The 23,997-nt window shown below is 42.2% G+C and carries 25 protein-coding genes and 1 pseudogene; all 26 read right to left on the bottom strand.

Annotation, left to right across the window (positions count from 1 at the left end):
* Nucleotides 1-223: 223 nt before the first annotated feature.
* The 26 genes and pseudogenes from FIB07_13910 to FIB07_14035 all read right to left on the bottom strand — a co-directional run bounded on the left by FIB07_13910 (nt 224) and on the right by FIB07_14035 (nt 23,915).
* The gene (locus tag FIB07_13910) at nt 224-1,249 is read right to left on the bottom strand and encodes an ABC transporter substrate-binding protein (protein NJD53950.1); all 1,026 of its coding nucleotides are present in this window, start codon (nt 1,247-1,249) and stop codon (nt 224-226) included.
* 20 nt (nt 1,250-1,269) lie between these two features.
* Nucleotides 1,270-2,052: an ABC transporter permease gene (locus FIB07_13915; protein NJD53951.1), complete on the bottom strand. Its 783-nt coding sequence runs from the start codon at nt 2,050-2,052 to the stop codon at nt 1,270-1,272.
* 101 nt (nt 2,053-2,153) lie between these two features.
* Nucleotides 2,154-3,545, bottom strand: coding sequence for a 2-hydroxyacyl-CoA dehydratase (locus tag FIB07_13920; protein ID NJD53952.1), 1,392 nt, complete (start codon nt 3,543-3,545; stop codon nt 2,154-2,156).
* Nucleotides 3,542-4,729 (bottom strand): 2-hydroxyacyl-CoA dehydratase, encoded by a 1,188-nt coding sequence (locus FIB07_13925; protein ID NJD53953.1) that lies wholly within the window; start codon nt 4,727-4,729, stop codon nt 3,542-3,544. The genes FIB07_13920 and FIB07_13925 overlap by 4 nt, the downstream gene beginning before the upstream one ends.
* Nucleotides 4,730-5,021: 292 nt before the next feature.
* Nucleotides 5,022-5,255 (bottom strand): sulfurtransferase TusA family protein, encoded by a 234-nt coding sequence (locus FIB07_13930; GenBank protein ID NJD53954.1) that lies wholly within the window; start codon nt 5,253-5,255, stop codon nt 5,022-5,024.
* Nucleotides 5,256-5,286: 31 nt separating this feature from the next.
* Nucleotides 5,287-6,675 carry a 2-hydroxyacyl-CoA dehydratase gene (locus FIB07_13935; GenBank protein NJD53955.1) on the bottom strand — a complete coding sequence of 463 codons (1,389 nt, stop codon included), beginning with the start codon at nt 6,673-6,675 and terminating at the stop codon, nt 5,287-5,289.
* 12 nt (nt 6,676-6,687) lie between these two features.
* Complete coding sequence (locus FIB07_13940; protein NJD53956.1) at nt 6,688-7,752, bottom strand: ABC transporter substrate-binding protein; 1,065 nt, start codon at nt 7,750-7,752, stop codon at nt 6,688-6,690.
* On the bottom strand, nt 7,749-8,600 hold the full coding sequence (locus FIB07_13945; GenBank protein ID NJD53957.1) for an ABC transporter permease: 852 nt from the start codon (nt 8,598-8,600) through the stop codon (nt 7,749-7,751). The genes FIB07_13940 and FIB07_13945 overlap by 4 nt, the downstream gene beginning before the upstream one ends.
* A 27-nt stretch (nt 8,601-8,627) precedes the next feature.
* Nucleotides 8,628-9,464: an ABC transporter ATP-binding protein gene (locus FIB07_13950; protein ID NJD53958.1), complete on the bottom strand. Its 837-nt coding sequence runs from the start codon at nt 9,462-9,464 to the stop codon at nt 8,628-8,630.
* A gap of 57 nt (nt 9,465-9,521) precedes the next feature.
* Nucleotides 9,522-10,709, bottom strand: a complete 1,188-nt coding sequence (locus tag FIB07_13955; GenBank protein NJD53959.1) for a 2-hydroxyacyl-CoA dehydratase — start codon at nt 10,707-10,709, stop codon at nt 9,522-9,524.
* A gap of 110 nt (nt 10,710-10,819) precedes the next feature.
* Nucleotides 10,820-11,068, bottom strand: a pseudogene (locus FIB07_13960) (hypothetical protein).
* A gap of 176 nt (nt 11,069-11,244) precedes the next feature.
* Nucleotides 11,245-11,967: a lactate utilization protein gene (locus FIB07_13965; GenBank protein ID NJD53960.1), complete on the bottom strand. Its 723-nt coding sequence runs from the start codon at nt 11,965-11,967 to the stop codon at nt 11,245-11,247.
* Between the two features lie 52 nt (nt 11,968-12,019).
* A complete protein-coding gene (locus tag FIB07_13970; protein NJD53961.1) occupies nt 12,020-12,493 on the bottom strand; it encodes a pyridoxamine 5'-phosphate oxidase family protein in 474 nt (157 codons plus the stop codon).
* Nucleotides 12,494-12,504: 11 nt separating this feature from the next.
* Nucleotides 12,505-13,788: a radical SAM protein gene (locus FIB07_13975; GenBank protein ID NJD53962.1), complete on the bottom strand. Its 1,284-nt coding sequence runs from the start codon at nt 13,786-13,788 to the stop codon at nt 12,505-12,507.
* 15 nt (nt 13,789-13,803) lie between these two features.
* The gene (locus FIB07_13980) at nt 13,804-14,850 is read right to left on the bottom strand and encodes an ABC transporter substrate-binding protein (protein NJD53963.1); all 1,047 of its coding nucleotides are present in this window, start codon (nt 14,848-14,850) and stop codon (nt 13,804-13,806) included.
* Nucleotides 14,851-14,864: 14 nt separating this feature from the next.
* Nucleotides 14,865-15,716: an ABC transporter permease gene (locus FIB07_13985; GenBank protein NJD53964.1), complete on the bottom strand. Its 852-nt coding sequence runs from the start codon at nt 15,714-15,716 to the stop codon at nt 14,865-14,867.
* Nucleotides 15,717-15,885: 169 nt separating this feature from the next.
* Entirely contained in the window at nt 15,886-16,122 is a 237-nt protein-coding gene (locus FIB07_13990; protein ID NJD53965.1) for a hypothetical protein, read from the bottom strand.
* Between the two features lie 100 nt (nt 16,123-16,222).
* Nucleotides 16,223-16,693 carry a pyridoxamine 5'-phosphate oxidase family protein gene (locus FIB07_13995; protein NJD53966.1) on the bottom strand — a complete coding sequence of 157 codons (471 nt, stop codon included), beginning with the start codon at nt 16,691-16,693 and terminating at the stop codon, nt 16,223-16,225.
* Between the two features lie 9 nt (nt 16,694-16,702).
* Nucleotides 16,703-17,938, bottom strand: a complete 1,236-nt coding sequence (locus tag FIB07_14000; protein ID NJD53967.1) for a radical SAM protein — start codon at nt 17,936-17,938, stop codon at nt 16,703-16,705.
* 15 nt (nt 17,939-17,953) lie between these two features.
* Nucleotides 17,954-19,048 (bottom strand): ABC transporter substrate-binding protein, encoded by a 1,095-nt coding sequence (locus FIB07_14005; GenBank protein NJD53968.1) that lies wholly within the window; start codon nt 19,046-19,048, stop codon nt 17,954-17,956.
* A gap of 39 nt (nt 19,049-19,087) precedes the next feature.
* Nucleotides 19,088-19,924 (bottom strand): ABC transporter ATP-binding protein, encoded by an 837-nt coding sequence (locus tag FIB07_14010; GenBank protein NJD53969.1) that lies wholly within the window; start codon nt 19,922-19,924, stop codon nt 19,088-19,090.
* Between the two features lie 411 nt (nt 19,925-20,335).
* Nucleotides 20,336-20,578 (bottom strand): histone family protein, encoded by a 243-nt coding sequence (locus tag FIB07_14015; protein ID NJD53970.1) that lies wholly within the window; start codon nt 20,576-20,578, stop codon nt 20,336-20,338.
* A gap of 161 nt (nt 20,579-20,739) precedes the next feature.
* A complete protein-coding gene (locus tag FIB07_14020) occupies nt 20,740-21,846 on the bottom strand; it encodes an ORC1-type DNA replication protein (protein ID NJD53971.1) in 1,107 nt (368 codons plus the stop codon).
* A 98-nt stretch (nt 21,847-21,944) separates the two neighbouring features.
* Entirely contained in the window at nt 21,945-22,217 is a 273-nt protein-coding gene (locus FIB07_14025; GenBank protein NJD53972.1) for a hypothetical protein, read from the bottom strand.
* A gap of 53 nt (nt 22,218-22,270) precedes the next feature.
* A complete protein-coding gene (locus FIB07_14030) occupies nt 22,271-23,206 on the bottom strand; it encodes a FeS assembly protein SufBD (protein ID NJD53973.1) in 936 nt (311 codons plus the stop codon).
* On the bottom strand, nt 23,199-23,915 hold the full coding sequence (locus FIB07_14035; GenBank protein ID NJD53974.1) for an ABC transporter ATP-binding protein: 717 nt from the start codon (nt 23,913-23,915) through the stop codon (nt 23,199-23,201). Before FIB07_14035 ends, FIB07_14030 begins: the two co-directional genes overlap by 8 nt.
* Between the last annotated feature and the right edge of the window lie 82 nt (nt 23,916-23,997).

Consider the following 23,997-nt stretch of genomic DNA (forward strand, 5'->3'; position numbering starts at 1 on the left):
TACCCCAGCATTACTACCGACGCATACCCCAGTAGGATTACCCCAAACGGAAGGGGCAGCACGAGGCAATTTATGATGTAACTTCTTGTCACAAAGGATCAACAGGATTTTCAGGATTAACCATAAAAATCGTATCCTGTCGATCCTGTTAATTCTGTCAGATCGTACCAGGTTCAATTAATACAGACAAGTCATAAGCCCAAAAAATAGGGAATTCAGGAGTTTACCTCTTTGATATATCTTTCAATGCTGCTTCGAGATAGGTTCTATTTACCCTGGATGCTACATCGAAATCACCTGTTGTGTGTATTCCAATTTTTATCAGGTTTGCTTTTTGCCTGTTTAATTTATCAATTTCTTTCTGAGTCAAAGAGAAACTTTGAATGAACTCACTGCCAGGAAACTGCCTCTTGAGAGCATTAACAGATATTTTGGAAGTATTCGCCTGGAATTCCAGGTATTCATCGGGGTGATCCTTTATCCATTCTTGCGCTCTTATCTGAGCTTTTAAGAACGCTGTCACTACTCCGGGATTCTTAATTCCATACTCCCGTCGTACGACATGTATATCCTGACCCGGCCATTCCGGATCTTCGCTCACTTCAAATAATATTTCCACCGATCCTTCTTTTTCATATTTTGCTATAGTTGTTGTGCCAATTACTGCAGCATCAACTTGTTTACTGAGCAGGGCAGCCACCGCATCCGCACTCTCCAGATTCACCCAGGTTACGTCATTTTTTGGTGACAGACCATATTTTTCCACAATATACCAGGAAAACAGATGAGCGTTCCCACCTCCGGACCCTCCGGCTACTTTTTTACCCTTCAGGTCCTTGACAGATTTGATTCCTGATCCGTTTAATACCACAATTGAATTTCTTGACCCACCCCATGGTTTTATTGCAATTATTTCAACATCTATTCCTGCGCCAATAGTATGCAAGATCGGTACATCACCGGAGTCGCTTATGTCAATACTTTTAGACCCGAGAAACTCTGCAATCGGATTACCAGCCCCTGTAGAAGTAATTATTTCGTATCTGGCATTAACTTTTGCAAGTTCGTCGTCAAGATAACCTTCCTTTATGGATACTCCCAATTCTTTGCCCGGGAGAGCGCCCACAAGTCCTATTTTGAGTAATACTGTTTCCGCACTCTCCGGTGCACTGCTGTCATTGTATAAAGAGAATACTGTTATTGAACCCAGTATCAGTAATCCTATGATTCCGTATGTTTTAGTATTCATTTTTACCTCCAATTATTTTCTTATAAAATCGCATTATCGATGTCCCCTTTCCAGTAGGTTGCTTTCTTTTCGATCCAGACCATAAAATAATTAGCTGCAAGACCTAAAACTGTCATAACCAGAACGCCGGCATAAACCTGATCTGTCTGGATGACGGTCCGGGCATATTGGATAAAATATCCCATTCCTGAATTGGCGGCAATCATTTCGGCTGCGATCACTACCATTATCGCTATTTTAACTCCCAGTCTGACACCGGCAATTATTGATGGCACACTTGCAGGAAGTATTACTTTCCTGAATAATTCGCGATCATTTACTCCCATCGACCTGGCTGCCTTTATGAAAAGGGGATCAACGTTTTTGACCCCACTTATAGTGTTTATCAGGATAGGCCATACAGCGCCGAAAAATATTATGGCTATTTTTGATAGCTCACCGATCCCAAGAAGTAATATAAATATCGGCATAAGGGCAAATGTTGAGGTATTCCTCAGGCTTTGCACTAACAGGTCGGAATACATCTCAATACGGTTATACCATCCGATCACAAGTCCCAGTGATATACCTGCCACTAAGGCCAATCCGAATCCCAGAAGCGACCTTTTTAAACTTGCTGACAGATGAACCAGCAATTCACCCGATAAGAAGAGATTCTTTATTGTTATTATTGTTAATGAGAACGTGGGCAAAAGGATGGGATTAATGATCCCTGACCTTGGCAGGATTTCCCAGAGAAAAATAACAATAAATACCAGTAAATATTTTGTTATTAATCTGTGCGCCCATCCTTTAATGTGCATTATTTTTCTTACGGTGGCATCCAATCTCACAGATCCCGTTTTTAATCCGTCCCCAAAATTAAATATTTCTTCTGACATAATATACCTCTCACTACATAATGTTAATTCAACATCTCTATAAATGCATTAACACGGTTCTGAAGCTGTTCTGTCTGTTCTCCTCTCATCTCATGTTCTATTATCAAAGTCGGGATACCCGTTTCTTCATGTATTATATCGCACAGCATTCTCGCTATTGCCGATTGGGTATTGCAGCCCCAGTTGTACAGGAACAGGAATCCATCCGACCTTGATTTTTTTAACTGGTCAATTGTCCACTCCGCGCGTCCTTCTATCGGTTGCTCGTAAGGGTATGAAAGGATCGCCCTGGCCAATTTTTCATACGGATCCCCGGTCTCTTCGACAATAGTGCTTATATCGCTCCAGTGGTTATCATTCCCGACTATTATTCCCCCGGCTTCTTCTGTCCTGAAGTCATTTGGGAATACGCATGAACCACCCACAAACAATCTTCTGGCATTATCAGTGACACCTTCGCCTTTTGTCGAATGCTTCACCCTTTCCTTAATATCTTTATTGGCTTCCTTCAAAACAGTCAGGCTTGCATTCGGGTCTCCATGAAGTTCCATTCCCCCCATCTGGAATATAGCCCTCCGGTCTGCACCATTTGTTGGTGGCGCGCTGGCTGACCACCAGACATCAGCAGTGTCAAGAGCAAGTTTCCTCCCCTTATTGTGAAGTTTGATCTCTTCCTTCAGGTCATTTTCCGTAACTTCTTTCCCCGACATTTTCCCGATTTCGCGGGTCAACCTGTGGAGATTCCTGGCCAGATAACCCGCTGCCCACTCTTTTTCTTTCTGGTGGTCCAGCGGAAAGTCAACAAGGAACAGGCCGATCTTTCTTTTGCCATGACGGTGGGCTTCTACACCATAACCCACATCAGAGCATCTCAGGCACAGGTACGGAGCAACCATATCAACAGGAAGATTTCCTTCCTGTATATGCTCATAGCCGGCGGTCTGGCATATTTCAAAGCTAATGGCCTTCCTGGCCTTCTCACGCACATCCAGGCTCCTCATTTCTTCCTCCCTGAGGTTCAATCCTTCTTCCTTTCCCCGGGCCCATGCGCCTGTGCTTGCAGGCCGGAGAGCTATTCCGCCGGCAGCATAGTATGGATCAACGCTCTGGCCTCCCTGGACAAAAATAATAGGGGAGCCGTTCTCCCGCGCCCTGGATGTACGGTCATTCATGGTAAGCATCAAATAGTTATGCTTTATGCTGCTCGGAAGACGCACATCGCCGGATAGCCGCCTGCCATAGTAGCGGTTGTTAGTATATGCGTATGGATATCTGACGGGTGCTTCTTCTGTCATGAAGTGCCATATATCAGCAGCCGAGATACGGGAACCATCCCGGAATACAATGTCTTCGGTTTCAATGAATTCAGGTTTTATTTCTTCAGGATACTTGAAAAAATTTTCATTCAGGCTCATTGTTCCACTTCCTGGATTTCTTTATTTTTGATCATTTCCACAAAGGCCTCAGCCCTGGTTCTTATCGCCTCGAGATCGGATCCTGCATACTCGGTATGGATCTCAAGAAGCGGTATCCCTTCTTTTTTTAGCACATCTTTTGTCTCACTTGCCTTGAATGTAAATGGATCGCAAAAACGCAATGTGTGAAATATTACTCCCTGTGCTTTGTGATCATTGATGATCCGCTTAAGGTTCTTTAGCCGCCCGTCGGTTTCAAGGTCCAGGTAAGGCAGCGCAGCATGAGGAACACGGTTTATATAGCCATCTGCTATGCCTTTTATAGACGCTTCCCTTATCTCAATATTCATTGAAGGATTCAGGCCGGACCAGAGTTCATCACTCACTATCCTGCCGCCAACTTGCTCGATAATGTTTATCAGCTTTGTATCCCCCGGAGGAATTATGCTGCCTGAAACCAGGATACGCGCATCACCGTTCAAATTCCCGATTACAGGTTCGCCGTGCTGTTCCCTAAGCTCGCCAAGCAGTTCATGCAGCAATGAAAGATACTTTTCCCTATCGAGATAAAATCCGGCATGTACCACATCAAAAACTTCACGCCATTTAATAGTGGATTTGCTTATTGCCTGATACTTATAGAGTTCTTTTATGGATTTTCTTATGTCGTTGTAAAGTTTAATGGAACCAGCAAGCTTATTCGTATCAAGCTTTTTTCCTGCAACAGCTTCCAATTTCTTCGTAAAGAATTCAAGCTCTTTCTCGAAATATTCCTGTCCTTCTGGTAAGGAGAAATTTCGGGGTACGCCAAGAATAACAATATTTATTTTAAAATAATGCTTTATAACCTCTGCTGCACGGTATGTTTGCAGGCATGTGGCATCTGCAGCCACTATATCTGAATTTTTGATATAAGGATCCTGATTTTCCGCAAATAGCCCTACGAGTTCTCTTGTAAAAACACAATTCTTTGTTGAAATATATCTTGCCCCGATTTCAACCAGCCTGTCGTTTCCTCCGGTTCCCAGCCTTACAGGGATTAATCCCAGGGCATGGATTATCTCTTCAGGGATATTATAATTAAACCATCCCACAACTTTTCTTCCTTTTCTTCTTGCGTCAGCAAGTTCTTGGGGTCTTTCCTTTACAGCATTATTTATTTTCTCTAATGTTTCCAGGGTCATATTTTTCATGCTCCATTTTCATGAGAATAATCCCAATTGGACACCGAATTATATCACCCTATAGAAATCAGCAATAATCGCCATGATCATTCCACAATATACATGGTTTGCGGCAATCTTGAGCCCATCCATTAATTCCAACTTTCTGAATTGCATGCTATTTTTAAAGGCTATAACCAGCCAATAGACAGGATTCACAGGATCGACAGGATAGATTTCTGGCAATTCATCCTGTCAATCCTGTTATCCTGTCCATTTATTGGATGGGCTCGGCAATCTTCTGAAGGCTGGCTCATCCCTTCTTTACAAAGATATGATATGCCCCTTCTTTACTCTCTACATCAAGGAATTCATCCCCGGATTTGGTCAGCCATACATCTATGTTCTGCCAGGCTTCAGGATCGCTGGCTATGATCTCAAGTACCTCGCCTTTTTTTAAAGTTTTTATCTGCTGGAGTGTTCTTATGCGCGGATAAGGGCATTTTTCGCCCCTCACATCTAACTTAACGTCTGGAATTATTGTCATTTTATTCACCTTTCCTGCTATTGCGTAGATTTTATTTTAGCATCTCAATGAATATCTCAACCCGGCTATGCATTTGTTCATGTCCTTCCCGGCTTTCTGCCATGGCGCGCTCGATTGTTATGGTTGGAATTCCGGTCTCTTCCCTGACAACATCAGCAACCATTCTTGCTACCCCGGACTGGTAATTGCAGCCCCACTGGTGCATAAAGATCAGACCATCTGCATTTGATCTTATCACCTGTTCTGCGGTCCACAGGCCCCTCTCCTGTGTAGGAAGTTCGTATGGGAAAGAAACAATTGCTTTTGCCAGGTTCTCGTATGGATCTCCTGTTTCCTTAACATCATTTGAGACTTCGCTCCAGCCGTCATCCTTTCCTACTACTATGCCCCCTAAACTGTCCACATGTTTCGTACTCGGATTTACACAGGAACCGCATATGAACAATCTTACTGGATCATCTTCTATTCCTTCTCCTTTGACAGAATTCTTAACTCTTTCTTTCACTTCACTGTATGATTCTTCAAGAATCTGTTTTGCAGCCACCGGATCGCTGTTACTTTCGTTGCCAAGCTGCAATATACCTGTATGGTCAGTACTGTTCGTGGGTGGAGTTGAGGCAGACCACCACAGTTTAGCATAGTCTCTGGCAAGCCTGCGTTTCTGGTTGTGCAGCTTTATCTCATCTCTGACATCATCATCAGTAACTTCCCGGTTACCTAATTCACCGATTTTTTTCGTAAGCCTTCGAAGATTATCTGCCACATATTCTGCCGCCCATTCTTTATCTTTCTGGTGGTTAACCGGGGAATCGACTAAAAGCAGTGGAATTTTTATTTTTCCATGCCTGTGAGCTTCTACGCCATATGCAATATCAGAACATCTCAGGCAAAGGTATGGAGCTATTAATGCTATGGGTACCATACCTTCCTGGATTATCTCGTATTTAGCTGTCTGGCATGCCTCCACGGTCAATTCCTGCCTTCCGATTTCTCTGATCTGGAGCCTTCGGAAATCAGCTTCCTGGTAATCCTGGTTTTCCTTGAGATTTGTAGCCCATTCGTTCACCATGCCAGGTCTTGTGGGTATTCCTCCTGCGGCATAGTAAGGCTCATGTGTCTGCCCGCCCTGTATGAACACTACGGGTACGCCCCTTTGGGCTGCTTCAGTCAGGCGGTCATGGACAGTAATGCTGAAATAATTCCGTTTTATGCCGCTGATCAAATCGGTATCTTTTGACAGGCCATGATAGCGGCTGTCGCTGAATAAATGGGGATGTCTCCGCGGACCTTCTTCTGCCATAAAATTCCAGATATCACCGGGTGTTAATCGCTTACCATCTCTAAATACCAGATCCTCAGTTTCGAAAAACCTGGATTTTACTTCTTCCGGATAATGAAATAGTTGTTTATTTGTTGTCAAAATATCATCTCCTTATTTTTTATAATATGGGTTAAATTCATTCGTATATACATCCGATGGCTTGATATCTCCCGGTTTTATCAGGCCGCTCTCAACAAAATTGTCGATCCAGAACTGGATATCATCGTCAGTTATGAATTGATTTTCCGGCGACCACCTGGGTCCCCTGTAATATCTGGCTAATTTGGGATTCCCGCCCTTTTCTTCCAGAACTTCACCGTATGCTTTTCTGACACGTTCCGGGTCTTTTTCATACTCTTCCCATACAATACGCCTCGCGCTATCATAGGCTTTTAAGTATTTCCTGACAGTGTCCGGATACTTTTTTATGAAGTCTTCCCTGAATCCCTGACTCGTGGTGAACAGGCTCTTTTTCCCTCTTGCCTCGTAGCTGCTGGTACCGGGTATTCTTCTCACGCCTCCATTTTCAACTGCCCTGTCAAACCACGTTCCACCGGATGTCGTCCCGGCCACTGCGTCCACCTGTTTGCTCCTCAATGATTGCTCCTGGTTGTTGGCAGGTATTACAACCAGTTCCACCTGGTTTATAGAAAGGCCATTTTGCTTCAGGAAGGTCTTTATTATGAATTCAGCCTCTGCGCCCAGCACATTGACTGCAATCTTTTTACCAGCCAGATCCTTGATAGAATTAATACTGCTATTCTCAAGGACAAGCAGACCGGAATGTTCAGGCTTTTCTGTTATACTTCCGGGGAGAAGAAGTTTTACCTTCGAACCTTTACTGATAACATTTACCCATATCGAAATTGACCCGCCTGCTGTATCAAGATTATCGGCTAAAAGAGCCTGCATTGTCACAGTTCCGCCTTCACCGCCCTGTACTGTTATGGGTTCAATCCGTACCCCTTCTTCTCCGGGAATATCCCTTCCTGTTAATTTTTTTACAATTTCAAAATTATTAGGGGTTGTGGAAACGCTTTCCCTGATCGGGACAATTTCTTCATTTGTCTTCTCCCCATCAGTGAAAAACACTCCTGTCCCAATAATTGCAACAACAATAACTGCAACTGATAGATATTTTGTGTTATTATTCATTAGATTTACCTCTTTTTTCATCCCAGTATTGCTTTGTCAATATCCCCTTTCCAGTAGGTTGCTTTCTTTTCGAACCAGACTAATAGGTAATTAACCACAAGGCCCAGGATAACCAGAGTTAGTATTCCTGCATACATCTCCGGGATCATAAAATTGAATTGTGCATTCTGGATGTAGAAACCAAGCCCTGACTTGGCTCCTATCATCTCGGCTGCGATCACCACCAGTATAGCTGTCTTTGCCGCCAGTCTTGCGCCGGAAACTATGGACGGGGTACATGCAGGAAGTATGATCTTCCTGAATAGGTCCTTATCCGAAACTCCCATCGACTTTGCAGCCTTAATATAAATAGGGTCAACGTTTTTTACACCGGAAATCGTGTTTATCAGTATATGCCAGGTAGCGCCGTAGAATACTATTGCTATTTTTGAGGCTTCGCCAAGTCCAAGAAATAACAGGAATATCGGAAGCAGGGCAAAAGTGGAAGTATTTCTCAGGCTCTGTATGAATAGATCGGTATATCTCTCAAAACGATTATACCAGCCCATTAAGAAACCCAGGGGAATCCCAACTATTACTGCCAGTGCAAAGCCTAATAAAGATCTTTGTAGGCTTGCCCCGATATGCACCAGTAGTTTACCCGAAATAAAAAGCTGGAATAAAGTTGAAATAGTGTCAGAGAAAGTCGGCAAGAATAGCGGATCAATTACACCTATCCCCGGTAAAGCCTCCCATATGGCAAAAAATATCAGGACGAGCCAGAGACCATGCAAATTTTCTTTTATTTTTTTTAAATTCCTTATTAAACCGTCAATTTCAATGACCCGTGGTTTTATTTCTTCACCAGTACCCAGTATCTCTCCAGCCATAATTTGTCTCCTTATTATTTTTTAAATCTACTTTGCATATACCGATGCAAGTTCCCAGTCCTTCTGCGCTTTGATTACTTCTCCTTTGAGTATGCCCCATACTTTATGCCGGTTGTCGGCAAATTCAGGGCTTGATCTTATATCCCCGTTTCTCGGTCTTGGGAGATCGATATCCACTACCTCTTTAACAATACCGGGTCTTGCGGTCATTACAACAACCCTGTCTGCGAGGAATACCGCCTCGTCAATGCTGTGAGTTACGAATACAACTGTTGTGCCGGTTCCTTCCCATATTCTCAAAAGTTCATTCTGGAGAATCTCACGGGTCTGGGCATCAAGAGCAGCAAAGGGTTCATCCATCAATAATAATTCCGGATTTGTCGCAAGCGCCCTTGCTATTGCTACTCTTTGCTGCATGCCGCCGGAGAGCTGGTAGGGAAACCTGTCCCAGAAGTCTGAAAGCCCGAATACGGAGAGGAGCTTTTTAGCTGTCTTTGTCCTTTCTTCTTTTGGTATATTTTGTGTTTCAAGTCCGAACTCTATGTTAGAAAGAGCATTTCTCCATGGAAAAAGTGCATATTGCTGGAATACATATCCGGTCTTGATATCCGGTTTTTCAACCGGTTTATCGTCCAGATAGACTTTTCCACTTGTAGAGTTTGTCAATCCTGCGATAATATCAAGTAAAACGGACTTTCCGCATCCGCTTGGCCCGACAACTACGAGAAATTCCCCGGTTCTGATACTGAGGTCAACACCGTTCAAAACATCTATTTCATTAGATACCAGACCGTTGTTATTCACGGTCTGGCTTTCCTTAAGTTTGAATTTTTTCTTCACGCCTTGCGCTTTTACTTTTTCCAATGTAATCAGCCTCTTTCTAACCCAATCTCAGATATCCAAATAGATCGACATACCCGCTCATGCTTTTACCTTCAATATATTTTTATTTTTTACCAGTTCCACGAAAGCCTCAGCTCTTGTTCTTATGGCTTCGATGTCAGAGCCTGCATACTCGGTATGGATTTCAAGAAGCGGTATCCCGACTTCTTTTAATACATCCTTTGTTTCTCCGGCTTTGAAAGTCCAGGGGTCACAATAGCGCAGTGTATGGTAGATCACTCCCTGGGCCTGATAATCCTCTATGAGCTTCTTCAGGTTCTTAAGCCTCCTGTCGGTTTTCAGATCCAGGAAGGGGAGCGCTGCATGAGGCAAGCGGTTTATATAAGCATCTGCTATGCCTTTGATCGACGTTTCCCTGATTTCCACATTTAGTGAAGGATTGAGGCCGGACCACAGGTCGTCGCCTACTATTCTTCCCCCGACCTGCTCTATAATATTTATCAGCTTTACATCTCCGGGAGGTATTATGCTACCTGATACCAGGATACGGGCATCTCCATTCAATTCTCCGATTACGGGTTCACCATGTTTTTCGTTCAGCTCTTTTAGCAGTTCTTGCAGCAATGAAAGATATTGTTCCCTGTCGAGATAGAATCCCGCATGTACCACATCAAAAACATCGCGCCATTTTATGAGCGGGATCTCTACTGCCTGGAATTTGTACAATTCTTTAATTGATTTGCGTATGTTGGCAAAGAGTTCGATAGATCCGGACAGTTTTTTCTGGTCAATTTTGGTCCCTGCAAACTCTTCCAGTTTCTGGGTGAAAGATTCCAGCTCTTTCCAGAAGTATTTCTGTCCTTCAGGCAAGCTGAAATTTCTGGGTACTCCAAGTACCAGGGTGTTCACCTTAAAATAATAGTTTATGACCTCTGATACACGGTATGTTTGCAGGCAGGTTGCATCAACAGCCACGAGATCTGAATTCCTAATATACGGGTCCTGTTTTTCTGCAAAGAGACCAACAAGTTCTCTTGAATAAACACAATTCTTAGTTGAAATATACCTGCCGCCGATTTCAACTAACCTGTCGTCTCCTCCTGTTCCCAGCCTCACAGGGATCAATCCCAGGGCATGGATGATCTCTTCAGGGATATTGTAATTAAACCACCCGACAACCTTTTTCCCTTTTTTTCTCTCCTGTTCAAGTTCCCGGGGTCTTTTCTTAACAGCTTTATGGATCTTCTCCAGGGTTTCTAATGCCATCGTCATACCTTTGCGCTATAGTTTCTTGCAAGCCCTGTATTTTTTGCAACCCCGCCTGAGAAGAAAACATCACTTTCCACACCCACGCGCGAAAACATGCTTGATACCCTGCTGGCCATCACTTCAAGGAATCGTCCCGTACCTGCTGCGCATTTATTGTCGATTATTGTTCTTGTGGTGGGATGCAGGTAATGGGCGTCTCTTGTTTTGAGTGCGAGCCGCCCATTCTCTTCAGTATCTATTCCTGTTGGAATCAGGCTATAGCCAGCTATCGAACCATTTGATATGATCACGGATTTGGTAGTTAGCAAGCCCACATCTACTCCAGCAAATTTTGGTAGATTATCTGATTTAGTCATATTATAACTCCTTTCAATCGAGTAAACCACTCTATACTTTATTCTTATAATACTCTTTAGAAAGCAGCAACTATCGCCATGTTTATTCCGGATTCAGTATGGTTGCGGCAATATACCGGAAATGTTATGTCCAACTGCACAAGTCACTTTTTTAAGGTTTTTCATCCGGGCGATCGCTAATCCGGTGCTGGTACCCACACGTATCTCTTGTACTCTTCGATTATTCTTGATATGCGTTCCTTTGGCCATGATTCATCCCATGCAAGCCCCAGATCTTCATTTATGATTACCACATTTATATCTGTCCGTAATGGTTTTCCTTCTATTATCGTAAATACATTGCACATCCTTTCCCTGGAATTACAGTCGCTGCATACACCAGTAGCCACGCATGGAGTTTTAACCCGCCGTCCTCCAAGCTCCACACTCCTGATTCTTATATGGTTTGGAGCGATCTGGTTTCTAATGCGGTGAAATGCAGCATCGAGGTTCCCTACCAGTTTATTCCTGCCAACAACAATAACTGATAATGTGTGACCAAAAAACATGCCAGCTACCCTGTTACCTACGGCGTCCACATTTACAAGTTTTCCATCCCGTGTAATAGCGTTCGTACCTGTCAGGAATACATTGCACATTGCGGATTCTGTCATCATATCATCGCGGAGCGTCTTTGATATCCCTTTTTCAAAACGATTTAATACCTTTGTTCCTTTATTCTTTAAAGCAGTCAAAATTCCAATTTGAAACATAGTGGTAGAATCGCCAACTCCCACCACAGCCTTTTGTGGGATTAAATCCAATATCTTAACGATCGCTTCTTCACGATTTTCTGCATAAAATCCGTTGATTCCTCTGGATTTAAGAGATCTTAAGGTCGTGGTTATATCAGTATCCATTAGTAATCACATTTGATTATTGTTGTAATCTATCCTGCTCAAATCAGGATGTTCAGTTCTTATCGTCTAATATCCTATCTAGATGCTGGAAATGCGGATGCTTTTTTATTTCCTCCTCTCTTTTAACAGAATACGTCTCATTTTGTATCTCTTTGGGAGTAATAAGCCATACTCCTGCAAGATCGGCATATGAATTCTGGGTTTCAATCTCATTTAGATAGAATTGTTCATACAGGGGGCCGTTAATCACATATCTTGCAGGTCTTCCTTTTATCTGATAACTGACTCCATTTTTACCATGAACGAGTACTGACACATCTTTATTGAACCATAAACTCTCGAGAATGTTGCTGTTGGCATGCGATGACTCAAAAGGCTCCCCGTATGCCAGTGTTCCATCATCAAGTATGGTTAAACTCTCCCTCAAAACTGCATGAGGATTGCCATTTTCATCTGTTGTTGCTATAATTTTTACTGTTTCTGAATCTTTTATTAAATCTATCACTTCTTTTGAAGGTATTGTCATTTTTATCACCTTTAATTATTTTTATAGTCAAGTCTGCTTAAATCCAGGTCCGGATGAAGTGAGCATCTCCTGTAATCATTAAAATCCGCACCTATTTTGTATCTTCTTCTGATATCACGAATGCCTTGAGCCATTCGTACATAATATTCAAGAGGTGGAGCCTGGTGTTTTATCTTGCTAAAGTACGATGTCTGCCCGATCCTCAATATATGCAGGGAAAGCGATACCCCGTGTTGAGCGTAGAACTCCGCGCCTTCAAGGCTTGAGTTCACAGCATCATCTATTGTCTTAAAACCATAGGGTTGAGCCATCTCAGCACCACCTACAATTTGTGTGCAAACATTTCCTTTGCCAAATATATCCACCGCAGCTATTGCACTGTTGATCCAGTACTGCCTGCCATAATATTTTGACTTCCCCGGGCATATCCACTCGAACAATTTTTCATCCCATACCTCAATATGTGGTTCATAGGCCGTGGCGCCGGCTTCTTTCAACCTGATCAATTGATCCTCTGGGAAAGCACTGGCTATTAACCGGATGGGAATATACTTAGACCCAAAAATCCGTTTTAAGGTATTCAGGACTTTAACATATTCATCTACCTCTTTTTCATAGGGAGAATTATCTGAATGAGGTTGTGAGCCGCCCCCTGCAGAAAAACCGGTCCATCTTCCTTTTTCTTTTAAAGCTTCATTTACTGTTTCATATATATCTTCCAGGAATTCAGGTGTATTTCCATTTATGCGGTTTTCCCTGGGTAATCCGCTGCCAACCCCGTTGCAGTATTTACAGGGCAATTTTTCTTTCCAGAACTGGCAAACACCGAAACTGCCCCCAACACCCAGCGTGTCTGTCCTCCCGGCGCTTACAACGTCCTCCATCGGCGTTCCGCGACTGGTCTTTTTTCCATAGTATCCGGGTCTGGACTTGAAGAAGCATTCTTCGACAGGCTCATCGCCGTCTAAAAGCGTTAACTTGTCATCGACAACATCAAGGGTATAAGGCGCACCTTCATGTCCCCTGACTATTTTTGGGAAACGTCCCTGTACTTCTTCCAGGCCGCGGGCTGCGGTGCCATCTCTGAATACTATACCTCCTATTGTGAATTTAGCGTTTTTAGTTCCTGTATTTGATATTTCTAATATGGCATCTGTTTCACGTGCCCTTTCAAATGCCTTATCAGTAAAATTTATCCCCCGCAATGCCGTATCAATTTTCAATATCACGAACCTGGATACATCAGGGTATTTCTCAACATATTCTTCTAAGGTGGGTTTTGCATTGTTTGTCATGTTTTATCAACTCTTTTATTTTTTATAATATGGGTTAAATTCATTTGTATAGATATCAGACGGATTAATTTGTCCATCTTTGAGTATGCTATCACTTACCATCCAGTCTATCCATATCTGGACATCACTATCCTGTAATAGCGCATGTTCCCTGACACCAAAGCCAGTCCAGTATTTCGCCAGGCCGGGATCCCCGCCTTTGTCCTTGAGTAATTTGGCATATAATCTATTGGCTTCTTCAGGATTTTCTTTGGCCCAGTCAACTGCTTTTACATAACCTTCTACAAACCGCTTAACAGCGTCAGGATTTTCTGCGATGAATTTCTCAGATACGGGATACGTCGTTGCCATATAATCTCCAACAATTTCGGTTTCATTGAACAATATCCGGGCTTCTCCTCCAGCCAATGTTTTTAAAATCGGGGTGCCTGACCCTATTATTACATCCACCTGTTTCTCTCTCAGAGCTTGCTCAAAGGATGTTGTAGGCAATGCAATGAATTCTACCTGTTCTCTGGATATGCCATTACGTTTCAGGTATTCTCTTGTAACATAATCCCCGGTACCTCCAAGAGTATTGGTTGCCAGTTTTTTTCCCACAAGGTCTTTTGCGGTTTTTATACTGCTGTTCTGCAGTACGACCCATTTATAAGGATTATCTGCGGATCCCCTGCCCGGTACGACGCCTTTAATCTTTGTCCCGCGTGCCTTGGCGTTTATTATAGCAGACCATGCAGTACCACTACCGATATCTGTGCTTCCTGATCCCAGCGCAAGGATGCCTTCAGGTCCACCCTGGACTGAACCCGTGTCGATGAGATTTAAGTTCAACTCCTTATAGAACCCAAGTTCTTTGGCGAATTCATGCGGACTTGCGCCCGAAAGACTGGAAACATAACGTACATTAACCGTAGCTTGTGACTTTTTTGCATTATTTTCTGGGGATAGAGTAATATTGTTGATTTCGTTTGTTTGCGTTTTAGTTTCTTTAAAAATCATACCTGCAATTATTAGTATTATTGCAGCAGCAGCAACTACTAAAATTTTTGTTGTATTATTCATCTTTTACTCCTTTTTTATCCGATAATCGCACTATCGATATCCCCTTTCCAGTAGGTTGCTTTCTTTTCGAACCAGACTAATAGATAATTGACTATAAGACCCAGTATAACCAGGGTCAATATTGCCGCATACATCTCAGGTATCATAAAATTGTACTGGGCGTTCTGGATATAGAAACCAAGTCCGGATTTGGCCCCGATCATCTCGGCTGCTATCACCACCAGTATAGCCGTTTTTGCCCCCAGCCTTGCACCTGAAACTATGGATGGAACGCTTGCAGGAAGAATGATTTTTCTGAAAAGTTCCATATCCGAAATTCCCATTGATTTAGCGGCCTTTATATAAATTGGATCAACATTCTTGACCCCACTAATGGTATTTATCAGGATATGCCATACGGCGCCAAAGAATATTATGGCTATCTTTGATGTTTCTCCTATTCCTAAAAATAATATGAATACCGGAAGCAGCGCCAGGGTGGAAGTATTTCTCAGTCCCTGTACAAATACATCAGTATATCTTTCAAATTTGTTATACCAGCCCATGAGCACCCCAAGGGGTATCCCTACCAGCAGGGCAAGTCCGAATCCTGTAATGGATCTTTGAAGACTTACTCCAATGTGTACAAATAGCTTACCTGATAGAGTAAGATTAATTAGAGTTAGAATAACCTCTGAAAAAGCCGGAAGAAAGGCTTGATCGATAATTCCAATTCTGGGTAATGCCTCCCATAATGCAAAAAATGCAAACACCAGCAAGAATCTATCCGACCATACATAAAATTTTTTCAAATTTTTTATCAGGCCGCTGGTTTCGATTACCAGTGATTTGGATTTGTTTTCAGTATTGAATATTTCTCCTGACATTTATATTAACTCCTTAAGATTGAAATTTTCCGTCAATAGGATAATTTCACATTATTCCATCTATATATATCATAATTTAGAAATCGACAACTATCGCCTTATTCACTCCAAATTCCGCATAAATGTGACATATTTGTCCTATATCTGAAAAAAATAAGAAAATTTTTAACTATGAATCTTTACTGAAAGGCTTAGCGATTATCTCCAGTATCCTGAAGTCAAAAAAATTATTGGCATGGGAAGGCAAGACCACAATAGCTGTGTCAGCGCCCCTGCCTTTTGCTCCTGTGCCGCCCACAGCAATGGTCTTATCAAGAGGTATGGCACCCCCATCTAGAGCCATGATCGCGCACTCCACAGCTACTTTCGTGCCTATGCTAAAAAGTGATCTTAAGGATTCTGCCACAATTTCACTGTATTCTTTGCCCCACTATGTTCAAAATAGGTGATTGGTTTTTTCGTCATTATTTAGCCTGTAGGGTTCCCGACCTCTGAATTCATTGAATTTATTTAATAAACGATTCCCTGTCCAGGTGCCTGAAGATGGGGTGCTTTTTTTCTTCCTCTGCCTTCCTTACTGAAGGCGTTTCATTCCTGATTTCCTTTGGATCAATGATCCATACTGCCGCAATATCGGATTCAGGACCGCTTTTTTGCCTTTTTGCAGTATAAAATTGTTTAAATATAGGTCCGTTCGTTATGCATTTGGCTGCCTCTCCTTTGATCTGATAGCTCAAGCCGTTTTTACCGCGAAGGGTTACTGATATTCCTTTATTGAACCAGATGCTTCTGACCATATTCTTGTTGCTTTGCGATGATTCCAATGCTTCAGCATACGCAATGGAACCATTATCCAATACCGTAAGGCTTCCTTTGAAAACTGCATGTGGTGCGCCATTCTCGTCTACCGTGGCTACTACTTTTACAGTTTCAGGGTCCCTGATCAATCCAATTACATCTTCTGGTAAGTTTACCATAATATCACCTCAATAATCAAGCCTGTCAAGTCTTGTGTCTGCATGATGCTCATTCCAGTCTAATCTTATTCCATAGTTTTTCCTGATGTCATGCAAACCCTGTGTTAATCTCACATAGTACTCAAGATTAGGACGTTTTTGTTGTTCTCTGAAAAATTCCGAACCTTTTCTGACGCCCCATATCGTGGATGAGATCGTCACTCCATGCCTTGCGAAATACTCAGCACCCTCAAAAGTGGATTTCAATGCGTCATCATTTGTTTTAAATCCGTACGGCTGTGCGGTCTCTACTCCACCTACTACCTGTGTGCAAACATGATTCTCGCCAAAAACATCCACTGCTTTGATCGCGCTGTTTATCCAGTAATCCCTTCCAAACCACTTTGATTTTCCAGGGCATATCCATTTGAAAAGTTTCTCATCCCATACCTCGATGTGGGGTTCATAATGTATATCAGCACCGGTTTCAGCCAGCCTGTTCAGTTGGTCCTCTGAAAAAGCACTTGAAACCAGCCTGACCGGAAAAGTTGATTTGAAATTTTTTCCTATTGCAGTTATTATTTCAATATATCTATTTACCTCATTATCGTATGGCGTCTCTCCTCCGAAATCAGACCCGCTGCTTAAATGTATCAATTGCCATCTTCCCTGCTCCTTCAAAGCTTCTTTAACGGTTTCATAACAATCCTGAGGATTCAACTGGTTTAAGCCGCCATGTATCTTCCTATAATCTTTTGGAAGACTGCAATATTTACAGTGATTTCCATTTTCCCAGAAATGGCAATATGCATAAGGCTGGAAACTCAGGGCATCTTCCGTAGATTCCGAAACTTTTTCCATTGGTGTTCCATTGCTTGTCTTCTTGCCATAATATTCTGGAGTGGATACGAAATCGCCTTGTGCCAGTGGTTCATTTCCATCCAGGATGGTTATTTTGTCATCAACAATGTCAACAGTATAATTATTTCCATCATTCAAAGATGCACTTCTCTGTCCTCCTGCTATTGGGGTGCCATCTTTAAGCAAAATAGTCGGGCAGGTTTCTTCAACGGCTCCAAAGCATGCGTTTAATTCTTTTGCCCTTTCAAGCACATTCTCTGTAAATTTCACTCCGCGTAATGTGGTATCTATATGCAGAATAATAGGTTCCGGTACTTCCGGATATTTTTCCACACATTCTTTAAATCCAAGTTTCTGATTCCTATCTTTTATACATACTTTTTGTTTTGTTTCCGATTTGCCCATATTTCAATATCTCCATTATTTTTTATAATACGGATTAAATTCATTTGTATAGATATCAGAAGGCTTAATTTGACCTGGATTTAATTTGCCATCCTCTATAAAGCGATCAATCCACCACTGTACATCATCGTCTGTCATAAATGGATGATCAGGCACAAATGTAGGTAGATAATAATTCCCTAGCTCCGGATTTCCACCTTTTTCCTTTAGAATCTCCGACACAGCTTTCTTGACAGACTCCGGATTCTTTTGGAATTCGTCATATATCAAACGCTGGGATTTTTCATATACCCGCACAAATCCTTTCACTGCGCCTGGATGCTCTTTTATGAAATCTTCCCTGAATCCTGCTCCCGATGCCATCGTTGCTTTTCCCTTAATTTGATAAGAGTCGGTCACTGTTCTGATCCCTCCTCTTTTCTTTGCAATCTGATACTGTTGTTCGCCTATCACTGCGATATCAACTTGTTTTGTCCTTAAAACCTGTTCATGCTGTGCACTGGGTACAACAATCAGTTGAACCTGATCGATAGAAATTCCGTTATTTTTCAAATAAAACCTGGTTGCATAATCAGACTCAGCTCCCAGCGTATTCACTGCAATTTTTTTGTCCACAAAGTCTTTTACCGTAGATATGCTGCTGTTCTCCAGCACTACCCAGTAACTATCTGGTTTTTCTAATGTCCTGACACGTGTTCCATGGACAACTTTTATCTTTCCTCCTGAGCCAATTGCGTTTATCCATACCGGCAGAGCCGGACCTGATGAACCGGCAGCAGGATAATCAACATTATTGGCCAGTAGTGACTGTACGCCAGTAGTACCGCTTCCAGTAGGTAAGGAAGTTATGTATTCTAACTTTACCCCCTCTTCTTCCAAAATATCTCTTCCTGTCAATTTTTTCATTATGTCCCAATTACTGGCTGTATCAGGGCTGTCAAGAATACGAATAACAACAGTATCTTGTTTTGCAATTGTAGCTGGCTCTTTCTGTGTGTTTTCCGTTGTAAGACAACCACTACCGACAAGCAAGATAGCAACGACTGTAATAATAGATAACAATTTAATAGTATTATTATTGTTCATATTTATTTTAATATTATTATTCATATTTTTTGCCCTATTTTTATTATATTTATTTTATTATTACTACTTCGAATATACCGATGCAAGCTCCCAATCCTTCTGCGCTTTGATCACTTCTCCTTTGAGCAAATCCCAGACTTTATGACGGTTGTTTGCAAATTCAGGGCTTGATCTGATATTCACATCTCTCGGTCTTGGAAGATCGATATCTATCACGTGTTTTACGGCTCCTGGTCTTGCAGTAAATACAGCGACCCTGTCTGCAAGGAAAATTGCCTCATCAATGCTGTGAGTTACAAATATAACGGTTGTACAAGTTCCTTCCCAGATTTTTAGGAGCTCATTCTGGAGAATCTCACGGGTCTGGGCATCCAGTGCTGCAAAAGGTTCATCCATCAATAATACCTCCGGATTAGTCGCAAGCGCCCTTGCTATTGCTACTCTTTGCTGCATGCCGCCGGAGAGCTGGTAGGGAAACCTGTCCCAGAAGTCAGATAGCCCGAATACGGAGAGCAGTTTTTTAGCGATCTTTGTCCTTTCTTCTTTAGGTACATTTTGTGCTTCAAGTCCGAATTCTATGTTAGAAAGAGCGTTTCTCCAGGGAAAAAGCGCATATTGCTGGAATACATATCCGGTCTTGATATTGGTTCCTTCGACCTTTTTATCGTCCAGATAGACACTTCCGCTGGTGGAACCTGTCAATCCGGCTATAATATCAAGCAAAACGGACTTCCCACACCCGCTGGGCCCAACAACAACGAGAAATTCCCCATTCCTGATACACAGGTCAACACCGTTTAACACCTCTATTTCATTGGATACTATGCCGTTGGAATTCACCTTCTGCCCTTCTTTGAGCTTGAATTTTTTCTTTACGCCTTCAGATCTAATTTTGTCCATTATCATCAACATTTATTAATAATGCACCAACTATTCCATCTGCATATATCACACTTTAGAAATCAGCAACAATCGCCATGATAATTCCATTTTTTAGTGTTATAGCGGCAATGTTTTCCTTATCTGTACTATTTTTTTCCATCCAGGAAAATATATAGATGAATTGGAGAACCTATACCAAAAAGAGGGAGATCCAAAAGCTAAAATACGTCTTCTTGGGGCATTAAACTCTGAATATTTCATCTATGCGTTCACAGACTGGCTGAACGGTGATGACTTGAAAGGATGCCAGGCATGACGAGCGCCGCCCGCAGTTTGAAGCCTTATCCAGCGTACAAGGGTTCGGGTGGAATGGCTGGGGAAGGTGCCTGAGCAGTATATCCTGTCAGCAAAAAATGAAAAAAAGTAGATTTATGTGGTAAAGCTCGGTTTCTTCAATCTTGCAACAGCAAGCCTGATATCTTCTTCTTTGACAGTTGTTCTCTTTGCATGTTTTGCAAGGGTTATGGCTTCACGCGAAATCTCTATGCCATATTCCTCAAGGACTTTTGCAAGCTCAACGCCTGCATCCTCTGCCACCCTGTCAGCTCCTGCTTTCCTGATTATTCGTTCTACCGGCGCAAGTGGAAGTATCGGTTGTACCTGATTTGTCATTTATTTTCTCCTCTTTAAATTAAAATTTTGAATAACTATTAGTGGTAATAAAGATATATATAGTTTTTTAAATCCATACGGGGAATCCTAAATAATCAATGAAATAATAAACAGCAGATAAATGCAGATAAATGCAGATATAGTTATATAAAATCTGTTATTTACAATCTCACTCTTACTTCTTCCGGTTTGAACCTAAGTGTAACAATGCGGCTTCTCCCGCGTGCCCCCTTACCAGTAAAATCAGTATCTATAAGCTTGAAAGAGCCAAGCTTGTTAAGCAATTCATAAAAACTCGTGTACCCAAGAGAGGTCTTCTGGTGGAATCTTTCATAAAGGTCGCCTGAATTGGATTGGGGAGAATCCGCTATTAATCCAAGGAGTATTTTTTCATCTTTTTTCAAAGTACGCATCATATAGGAAAGATGCACAAGCCTGGATTTCTCATACGCTGATTCAACATCTTCCAGGGCAATTGTTTTACTTGCCCGCTTTTCCGAATTGAGTCCGGAGCGCTTTAATAGGTCAATACCCACGCGCAGATCGCCAAGTGCGAAAGTGTGCTGTACTATGTTTTCAAGAACGTTTGTATCAAGCACATCCGGGTAAAACCCTAGCTTTACGCGGTTTGACAGGATATCGCGTATCTCATCGATCGAATATGGCGGGAATTTCACTTCTTCAGGCAGGAATACAGATTCAACTTTTGGGTCAAGTATATGGGGAACACCCGTGTCGCTGAGTATCGCAATAACGCCCATCCGCGCGCCGGGATGTGTTTCATGAGCCCTCAGAAGCGAGTACAGGACATCATTGACCTCTGTGTCATAGAACAGGTAATTCATATCATCAAGCGCTACAATGAGCACTTTTTCATGCTCAACTATATATTTTGCAACATCGCCGAATATCTTCTTAAAAGAAGCTCCCGAAGCCGGGGGCGCATAACCAATGAGTTTCTTGAATATCTGTGAAAATACAGCGTATCGCGTTGAATTAACCTGGCAATTAACGAGCACCGGCACCAGCTTTTCAGAATGATTTTCGATCTCCTCGAAAACCTTTTGCACTGCTGTTGTTTTTCCTGTCCCTGGTGCGCCTATACAGAGACTGTTTAGAGGTCGTCCTCCGCCCAGGGCAGGCCGGATGCAATGCATGAGTGATGAAAGCTGTGTATCCCTGTGAAGAAAATGCTCAGGGATATGGTCAAGTTCAAATAACTCACTATCTTTGAAAAGTGTCTGGTCCCAGGAGAGAAGCTCTTTCATATTGTGACATTACTTTCACACAGCTTACGATAAGCTTTTCGAGATTATCCGCATCTTGTCCGGACTTTTCTTTGCAAGGTGCAGATTGTATCTTATTGTTAATCCTGCCTATGGCTCAGTGTCTTTTTATTATAATACTTTTCATATTCGCTGATCAAAATGTCTGCGTATTCGTTCCATGACCCGTCTGGCACGAAATTATAATCTGAAAGTTCCCTGACAAGTTCAATTCGTTCGATCTCATCAGGTTTTTTCTTTCCCTGGTATATTCTTTCAAATACCTCACCAACAGATATTAGACCTATCTCTGCATCCCCTATGCGTACCAGGGTGATTCTGTCATTATTTGATTGACTATTTATCCTTCCCATTTTGATTACCTCCTTTCATTTTTACCAAAATTTGATTTGAACTGTTAATTTTTTTATTTCAAAATTCCCCTTACGATCGTATCAACCGCTTCCTCAGGACTCAATCCGTGCGCCATGAGTGTCTCAAGCTGTTTCTTATCAACGCTTCCTATAGCGGCCTCATGTGTCACTTTTGCAAGTGAGTTTGTTACCATCACAATAGGTATAGCTTTTGCCACAGCTTTGTCCTTAACGATCTCCATGCAGTCGACATGTCCTCTTGCGCCCCGGGCATTACCTTCAGTAATACCTGTTACCTGGGCGTGCGCATTATCTTCGATCGCCACCCTTGTCTTTATTAGCCCTTTTGAATTCACTCCATCAAGTGCAACTTTATCCGTTATTGAAATATTATCATCCCCATGTCCAAACACCCTCGCGGTTATTTCAGTTACAGCATTCTCACTCATTTTAACCGAATAATCGATCTCAAGCTTCCCAACACGTCCACTGACCAATAAAAAATCCGTGAAATACTTCCCATTTTTTCCGATTTTTACGACAGCCTTTGGATTTACATATATCCCGCCATATATACCATGATAATGGACTTCGGAATATCTCATAGTTGCATTTTCACCGATGTCAATTACCGCATCCATGATATGCTTTACTTTTTCCGCTTTTGGGAAAATGCAATGCGCAATAAAGCTTGCTTGCGAATCCATTTCAAATTTTACATCCATATTTATTTTTTGAATACCGCTCTTATGGAGAACCCCGAAGCAGATATGCACAGGATTCAAAAGGTGAGTCCCTTCAAGCACTTTTACCTTTACAGAAATCCCTGATCCGATCTCTTTTGCGTCAACCTCAATACCTTTAACTGCCTTCATACTCAATATCGAGTGTCCGCTTGCAACAAGATGTGCAGTATCTTCTTTTGCCAGGATGCTTTTATCACCGCCAGCTTCTCCAAATATCTTCATCAATTCATCAAGCTCAGACATATATACATTCCTCCCCAATACATACTTCACATTTTCTTGATTTATAATACCTGGTAACTTTCCGGGGAGAGCCGGAACAAATTATTCTTCCATTACATATCTCGGAAGCCCTGTCGGCAATATTTGCGATCTCCTCCCTGTGTGTAATCAAAAGCACTGATGCTCCATGTTCCTTAAATTCAGTGATGACATTCAATATGTCCTGGATCGAAAGCATGTCTATACCAGAGTCAGGCTCATCAAGGACAACAAGCCTGGGGCTAAGTGCAACGACAGATGCCAGTTCGATCCTTTTTCTTTCACCGCCGCTTAGGGTACTGTCCATTATCCTTTCAAGGTAAAGCCCGGGATTCAATCCTGCCAATTCAAGATAACCGGATGGGTCAATTTCTTTATTCCGCAGGGTCAGGTAATCCCTTACAGAAATGCCTTCAAACCTCACAGGCTCCTGCCATGCCATAGTAATTCCAAGCCTTGCCCTTTCATGCAGCAACAGGTGATTTATGACTTTTCCATCAAACAATATATCTCCTGTTGTGGGGGTGTAACCCTCACATCCCATGATCAAGTAAGCAAGAGTGCTTTTTCCTGTCCCATTTTTTCCAAGAATTGCATGGACTTCACCGGGATGAACTAAAAGTGAGAGTCCTGAAAAAATCTCTTTTTCTTTCACCCTGTAGGTAATTTCTTTGATCTCAAGTAAAGGCAAGCTTTCCTCCCCGTCAGCTAATCTTTTTTTTGTTCCTTTCCTATTCTATATTATTGACCTCATATATACTAACTTTTTGGTA

This window comes from Candidatus Methanoperedens sp. (genome assembly GCA_012026795.1).
GTDB lineage: Archaea > Halobacteriota > Methanosarcinia > Methanosarcinales > Methanoperedenaceae > Methanoperedens.

Coding starts and splice junctions, on each gene's coding strand:
- FIB07_13915 (NJD53951.1), bottom strand. CDS start 2,052: ATGCACATTAAAGGATGGGCGCACAGATTAATAACAAAATATTTACTG.
- FIB07_14010 (NJD53969.1), bottom strand. CDS start 19,924: ATGGACAAAATTAGATCTGAAGGCGTAAAGAAAAAATTCAAGCTCAAA.
- FIB07_13945 (NJD53957.1), bottom strand. CDS start 8,600: ATGGCTGGAGAGATACTGGGTACTGGTGAAGAAATAAAACCACGGGTC.
- FIB07_14020 (NJD53971.1), bottom strand. CDS start 21,846: ATGAAAGAGCTTCTCTCCTGGGACCAGACACTTTTCAAAGATAGTGAG.
- FIB07_13910 (NJD53950.1), bottom strand. CDS start 1,249: ATGAATACTAAAACATACGGAATCATAGGATTACTGATACTGGGTTCA.
- FIB07_14015 (NJD53970.1), bottom strand. CDS start 20,578: ATGACAAATCAGGTACAACCGATACTTCCACTTGCGCCGGTAGAACGA.
- FIB07_14025 (NJD53972.1), bottom strand. CDS start 22,217: ATGGGAAGGATAAATAGTCAATCAAATAATGACAGAATCACCCTGGTA.
- FIB07_14005 (NJD53968.1), bottom strand. CDS start 19,048: ATGAATAATAATATTAAAATAAATATGAACAATAATAATACTATTAAA.
- FIB07_13925 (NJD53953.1), bottom strand. CDS start 4,729: ATGACCCTGGAAACATTAGAGAAAATAAATAATGCTGTAAAGGAAAGA.
- FIB07_13940 (NJD53956.1), bottom strand. CDS start 7,752: ATGAAAAAAGAGGTAAATCTAATGAATAATAACACAAAATATCTATCA.
- FIB07_13920 (NJD53952.1), bottom strand. CDS start 3,545: ATGAGCCTGAATGAAAATTTTTTCAAGTATCCTGAAGAAATAAAACCT.
- FIB07_13955 (NJD53959.1), bottom strand. CDS start 10,709: ATGGCATTAGAAACCCTGGAGAAGATCCATAAAGCTGTTAAGAAAAGA.
- FIB07_13985 (NJD53964.1), bottom strand. CDS start 15,716: ATGTCAGGAGAAATATTCAATACTGAAAACAAATCCAAATCACTGGTA.
- FIB07_13995 (NJD53966.1), bottom strand. CDS start 16,693: ATGGTAAACTTACCAGAAGATGTAATTGGATTGATCAGGGACCCTGAA.
- FIB07_14030 (NJD53973.1), bottom strand. CDS start 23,206: ATGTCTGAGCTTGATGAATTGATGAAGATATTTGGAGAAGCTGGCGGT.
- FIB07_13930 (NJD53954.1), bottom strand. CDS start 5,255: ATGACAATAATTCCAGACGTTAAGTTAGATGTGAGGGGCGAAAAATGC.
- FIB07_14000 (NJD53967.1), bottom strand. CDS start 17,938: ATGGGCAAATCGGAAACAAAACAAAAAGTATGTATAAAAGATAGGAAT.
- FIB07_13970 (NJD53961.1), bottom strand. CDS start 12,493: ATGACAATACCTTCAAAAGAAGTGATAGATTTAATAAAAGATTCAGAA.
- FIB07_13975 (NJD53962.1), bottom strand. CDS start 13,788: ATGACAAACAATGCAAAACCCACCTTAGAAGAATATGTTGAGAAATAC.
- FIB07_13965 (NJD53960.1), bottom strand. CDS start 11,967: ATGGATACTGATATAACCACGACCTTAAGATCTCTTAAATCCAGAGGA.
- FIB07_13980 (NJD53963.1), bottom strand. CDS start 14,850: ATGAATAATACAACAAAAATTTTAGTAGTTGCTGCTGCTGCAATAATA.